At 69.3% G+C, this 5432-nt stretch carries 6 protein-coding genes; 5 read left to right on the top strand and 1 reads right to left on the bottom strand.

Translation table 11 applies throughout. The features are described from left to right. Window positions 1-21 precede the first annotated feature (21 nt). From aceA to AC1D15_RS16520, 3 genes are read left to right on the top strand one after another with little or no spacing between them, the layout of a single operon-like run. Window positions 22-1338: an isocitrate lyase gene (gene aceA / locus AC1D15_RS16530; RefSeq protein ID WP_477826820.1), complete on the top strand. Its 1317-nt coding sequence runs from the start codon at window positions 22-24 to the stop codon at window positions 1336-1338. Between the two features lie 56 nt (window positions 1339-1394). Next, entirely contained in the window at window positions 1395-1934 is a 540-nt protein-coding gene (locus AC1D15_RS16525) for an Xre family toxin-antitoxin system antitoxin (protein ID WP_082004751.1), read from the top strand. After that, on the top strand, window positions 1931-2407 hold the full coding sequence (locus AC1D15_RS16520) for an RES family NAD+ phosphorylase (protein WP_477826819.1): 477 nt from the start codon (window positions 1931-1933) through the stop codon (window positions 2405-2407). Before AC1D15_RS16525 ends, AC1D15_RS16520 begins: the two co-directional genes overlap by 4 nt. A gap of 10 nt (window positions 2408-2417) precedes the next feature. Here the strand turns inward: AC1D15_RS16520 and AC1D15_RS16515 are convergent, their stop codons facing one another. Next, a complete protein-coding gene (locus AC1D15_RS16515) occupies window positions 2418-3566 on the bottom strand; it encodes an iron-containing alcohol dehydrogenase (RefSeq protein WP_477826818.1) in 1149 nt (382 codons plus the stop codon). Window positions 3567-3649: 83 nt separating this feature from the next. Between AC1D15_RS16515 and AC1D15_RS16510 the strand changes: the two genes are divergently transcribed. After that, window positions 3650-4561: an alpha/beta hydrolase gene (locus AC1D15_RS16510; protein ID WP_477826821.1), complete on the top strand. Its 912-nt coding sequence runs from the start codon at window positions 3650-3652 to the stop codon at window positions 4559-4561. Next, window positions 4558-5415 (top strand): YbgC/FadM family acyl-CoA thioesterase, encoded by an 858-nt coding sequence (locus AC1D15_RS16505; protein ID WP_477826817.1) that lies wholly within the window; start codon window positions 4558-4560, stop codon window positions 5413-5415. The genes AC1D15_RS16510 and AC1D15_RS16505 overlap by 4 nt, the downstream gene beginning before the upstream one ends. Window positions 5416-5432 lie beyond the last annotated feature (17 nt).

The raw sequence follows: 5432 nt of genomic DNA, 5'->3' as shown, positions 1-5432 counted from the left end.
CCGTCACTTCCGGAGACCGACATGAGCCAACCGACCCGTCAGCAACAGATCGCCGCCCTCGAAAAAGACTGGGCCGAGAACCCGCGCTGGAAGGGCATCAAGCGCGGCTACAGCGCGGCCGACGTCGTGCGGCTGCGCGGCTCGCTGCAGATCGAGCACACGCTGGCCAAGCGCGGTGCCGAGAAGCTGTGGAACCTGGTCCACACCGAGCCCTTCATCAATTCGCTCGGCGCGCTGACCGGCAACCAGGCGATGCAGCAGGTCAAGGCCGGGCTGAAGGCGGTCTACCTGAGCGGCTGGCAGGTGGCCGGCGACGCGAACCTGGCCGGCGAGATGTACCCCGACCAGTCGCTGTACCCGGCGAACTCGGTGCCGATGGTGGTGCGCCGCATCAACAACACCTTCCAGCGCGCCGACCAGATCCAGTGGTCCGAGGGCAAGGGCCCGGGCGATGCCGACTACCGCGATTACTTCGCACCGATCGTGGCCGACGCCGAAGCCGGCTTCGGCGGCSYGCTGAACGCCTTCGARCTGATGAAGTCGATGATCGAGGCGGGCGCCGCCGGCGTGCACTTCGAGGACCAGCTCGCGTCCGTCAAGAAGTGCGGCCACATGGGCGGCAAGGTGCTGGTGCCGACGCGCGAAGCGGTGGCCAAGCTGGTGGCGGCGCGCCTCGCGGCCGACGTGATGGGCACGCCCACCGTGCTGCTGGCGCGCACCGATGCCGAGGCGGCCGACCTGGTGACGAGCGACGTCGACGACAACGACAAGCCGTTCACCACCGGCGAGCGCACCATCGAGGGCTTCTACCGCACCCGAAACGGGCTGGAGCAATCCATCAGCCGCGGCCTGGCCTATGCCGAGTACGCCGACATGATCTGGTGCGAGACCGGCAAGCCGGACCTGGCGTTCGCGAAGGCGTTCGCCGATGCGATCCACAGGAAGTTCCCGGGCAAGCTGTTGGCCTACAACTGCTCGCCGAGCTTCAACTGGAAGAAGAACCTGGACGACGCGACGATCGCGAAGTTCCAGCGCGAACTCGGCGCGATGGGCTACAAGTTCCAGTTCATCACGCTGGCCGGCTTCCACAGCCTGAACTACTCGATGTTCAACTTGGCCTACGGCTATGCGCGCAACAACATGAGCGCCTTCGTCGAGCTGCAGGAAGCCGAGTTCGCCGCGGCCGAGAAGGGCTTCACCGCGGTGAAGCACCAGCGCGAGGTCGGCACCGGGTATTTCGATGCGGTGACGACGACGATCGAGCGCGAGGCGTCGACGGCGGCCTTGAAGGGTTCCACGGAAGACGAGCAGTTCTTCGACACGAAGGAACACGCCTGAAGAAGCGGCCATGACAACGCTCATTTGAGCGATAATTTCCGCTCAAAGGATGGGTCATGGTCGAAAAAACGCGCACCGCTTCAACCCGCTCCCGGCCGGCGAGTCGACCGGCCGTGAAGGTCACGTCGGCTCGCGCCTCGTTTCCGGTGACCCCGCCCGCGCTCGTCACGACCGACTTTCTCGAGGCCTTCCAGGCCGATGCGATGGAGCGGGTGCGCATCGTCAAGCGCGGGGTGCCCGCCGGCGTGGTCGATGCCATCGCCAAGCGCATGGGGGTGCCGAAGGAAAAGCTGATCGGCACACTCGGCCTGGCCCGTGCCACCATCGACCGCAAGGCGCGCGACCGCAAACCGCTGTCGCCCGATGAGGGATCGAAGGTGCTGGGCATGGCCCGCCTGGTGGGGCAGGTGCAGGCGATGGTCGATGAGTCGGGTGATGCGGCGGGCTTCGACGCGGCAGCCTGGGTGGCGGGCTGGCTGGACCGGCCACTGTCGGCGCTGGGAGGGCAACGCCCTGCCGAGCTGATGGACACCGCCGAAGGCCAGTGGCTCGTCTCCCAGCTGGTCGCCCGGATGCAGAGCGGGGCCTATTCGTGACCCATGTGCTGTGGCGCATCGCCACGGACACCCGCGAGTACGAGGCGCACGACCTGAGCGGCAAAGGCGCCGAGCAGACCGGCGGCCGCTGGAACCGGCCTGGCCGGCCGCTCGTCTATGCGGCGTCGACCGCTTCACTCGCCTGCCTGGAAACGGTGGTGCACCTGAATGCCAGTGACCTTCCGCTGAACCGCTTCCTCGTGCGCATCGAGGTGCCGGCATCGGCGTGGGCGGCCCGTCACGCGTACTCGGCAGCGGAACTGCCGGTGGGCTGGAGTGCCATCCCGGAGGGCAAGGTGTCGCTCGACATCGGCGATGCCTGGCTGCGCACGGCGCCGTCGGCCTTGCTGGTCGTGCCGTCGGTGATCGTTCCGGAAGATTGCAACGTACTGATCAATCCCCTGCACCCCGATGCGGCGGGCCTCCGGGCGGCCAAGCTGCGGCCTTGGCTCTACGACCGGCGGCTGGCTTGAAGCGCGATACCTACATCGACGCCGCGAGCATCTCGCGGTAGTCGTCCCGCGTCGCGAGGCGCGGGTTCGTCTTGTGGCAGTGGTCGACCATCGCGCCGTCGATCACGCGCTCGAACAGGTCCTCGGTCACGCCGAGGGCCGCCAGCCCCGGGGCCAGGCCGAGCCGCGCGTTCATCTCGCGGATCGCCTCGGCCACCTCGGTGCCCTTCGAGTCGCACGGGCCGATGCCCATCGCATGCGCCATGCGCGCGAGCCGCCGCTCGCGCACGATCGATTCGGCGCCGGCATTGAAGCGCACCACCGCCGGCAGGAACATCGCGTTCAGCGTGCCGTGGTGCAGCTTCGGGTTCACGCCGCCCAGGCTGTGGCTCAGCGAATGCACGCAGCCCAATCCCTTCTGGAACGCCATCGCACCCTGCATGCTCGCGCTCATCATGTTCCAGCGCGCCTCGCGGTCCTGCCCGTTGCGCACGGCCCGCTCGATGTGCCCCCAGCCGCGCTCCAGCCCGTCGAGCGCGATGCCGTCGGCCGGCGGATTCACGGCCGGCGCCATGAAGGTCTCCAGGCAATGCGCGATCGCGTCCATGCCGGTCGCGGCCGTCAACAAGGGCGGCAGGCCCAGCGTCAGCGCCGGGTCGCAGATGGCCGCGCGCGGCATCAGGTTCCAGTTGTGGAAACCGAGCTTGCGGCCGTCGTCGACGATCACGATCGCGCCGCGCGCGACCTCGCTGCCGGTGCCCGCCGTGGTCGGCACGGCGATCACCGGCGCGACGCGGTCGGTGATCCTCGTGCTGCCGCCTTCGATGGTGGCGTAGGTCTTCATCGGGCCGTCGTGCGTCGCGGCGATCGCGACGCCCTTGGCCAGGTCGATGCTCGACCCGCCGCCGACCGCGATCAGCCCGTCGCAGCCGTGCTCGCGCCAGACCTGCACCGCGGATCGCACCGCCGCCTCGGTCGGGTTGAACGGCGTGCCGTCGAACACCGCGTGCGGCAGGGCGCCCAGTGCGGCCAGGGCTTGATCGAGGACACCGGCCGCGCGCACCCCGGCATCGGAGACGACCAGCGGCTTGCGGATGCCGATGCGCTCGCATTCGGCCGGCAGCAGCTTCACCGCGCCGAAGTCGAGCTGGATCTGCGTGAGGTAGTAGATGAAGGCCATGGCGGAACGGAGCGTTGCGATGGATCGGCCAGTATGCTCTGGCACACTCGCCCCCCGTGAGCTCGCATCCCCTGACCCCCGCGATGAGCAGCCTGCTGTATCGCATCGGCCGCGCCAAGCGGCCTCCGTTCCACACCATGCCGGTCGCGCAGGCCCGCGAGGTCTACACCGCGGCGGCCGAGACCATCGACCCACCGCGCGCGCCGCTGGCGCGGGTCGAGGATTTCACGCTGCCGGCGAGCGACGGCACGCCGTTGCGGGCCCGGCTCTACGCACCGTCGAGCGAGCGGCTGCCGCTGATGATGTACCTGCACGGCGGCGGCTTCACGATCGGCAACCTCGAAACCCACGACAGCCTGTGCCGCCAGCTCGCGCTGCGCAGCGGCACCGCGGTGGTCGCGATCGACTACCGGCTCGCGCCGGAACATCGCTTCCCGACCGCGGTGAACGACGCCTGGGCCGCGCTGGGCTGGCTGGCCGCGCGCGCCGAGACGATGGGGCTCGATGCCCGCCGCCTGGCCGTCGGTGGCGACAGCGCCGGCGGCACGCTGGTCGCCGTCAGCGCGATCCACGCGCGCGACATCGGCTTGCCGCTCGCGCTGCAGGTGCTGATCACGCCCGGCACGACGGCGTACGCCGACACGCCGTCGCATCGCGAGTTCGGCGAAGGCTTCCTGCTCGACGCCCAGGGCATCGAATGGTTCTTCGGCCACTACATCGATCATGCGGACCGCAGCGACTGGCGCTTCGCCCCGCTGAACGCACCCGACCTCGATGGCGTCGCGCCGGCCTGCGTGGTGCTGGCCGAATGCGATCCGCTGGTCGACGAAGGCGTGGCCTATGCCGACCGGCTGCGCGCCGCCGGCGTCGCCGTCGAGCTGGAGCTGTACCGCGGCGTCACGCACGATTTCATCAAGATGGCGCGCGAGCTCGATGAAGCCGTCGCCGCGCAGGACGCCATCGCCGCCGCACTGAAGAAGGCCTTGCTGTCATGAAACGCACCGATTTCCGATTCATCGAGCGGCTGCGCGTGCGCTGGGCCGAGGTCGACCTGCAGCAGATCGTCTTCAACGGCCACTACCTGATGTACTTCGATACTGCGGTGGCCGGCTACTGGCGCGCGCTCGCGATGCCGTACGCGTCGACGATGCACTACCTGGGCGGCGACCTGTTCGTGCGCAAGTCCACGCTCGAGTACGAAGGCTCGGCGCGCTACGACGACGTGCTCGACATCGGCGTGCGCTGCGGGCGCATCGGCACCTCGTCGATGGTGTTCAGCGCGGCCGCTTTCCGCCAGGACCAGTTGCTGGTCCGTGCCGAGCTGGTCTACGTGTTCGCCGATCCGGTCGCGCACAGCTCGAAGCCGGTGCCGCAGGAGCTGCGCGAGCTGCTGCAGGATTTCGAGGCCGGCAAGCCGATGGTGGAGGTGCGCGTCGGCCCCTGGTCGGAGCTCGGCCGCGATGCGCAGCGCATCCGCACCGAGGTGTTCGTCGAGGAGCAGAAGATCCCGCCGGAGCGCGAATGGGACGACGCCGATGCCGACTGCATCCACGCCGTCGCGTACAACCATTTCGGCGCGGCGCTCGCCACCGGCCGGCTGCTGGAGCACGTGCCCGGCGTCGCGAAGATCGGCCGCATGGCGGTGACGCAGGCGATGCGCGGCAGCGGCGTCGGCCGCGCGGTGCTCGATGCGCTGATGAGGGCGGCGCGCGAGCAGGGCTACCGCGAGGCGGTGCTGCATGCGCAGACCTCGGCCGAGGCGTTCTACACGCGGGCCGGCTTCGCGCCGCGCGGGCCGGTGTTCGAGGAAGTGGACATCCCGCACGTCGAGATGGTCCGCAGCCTCTAAGTCAGCCACTCAGCCAC

It is taken from the genome of Rhizobacter sp. P2_H2 (assembly GCF_056403375.1).
This window is presented reverse-complemented; position numbering and strand designations above follow the sequence as displayed.

Coding starts and splice junctions, on each gene's coding strand:
- AC1D15_RS16515 (WP_477826818.1), bottom strand. CDS start 3,566: ATGGCCTTCATCTACTACCTCACGCAGATCCAGCTCGACTTCGGCGCG.
- AC1D15_RS16525 (WP_082004751.1), top strand. CDS start 1,395: ATGGTCGAAAAAACGCGCACCGCTTCAACCCGCTCCCGGCCGGCGAGT.
- AC1D15_RS16510 (WP_477826821.1), top strand. CDS start 3,650: ATGAGCAGCCTGCTGTATCGCATCGGCCGCGCCAAGCGGCCTCCGTTC.
- AC1D15_RS16505 (WP_477826817.1), top strand. CDS start 4,558: ATGAAACGCACCGATTTCCGATTCATCGAGCGGCTGCGCGTGCGCTGG.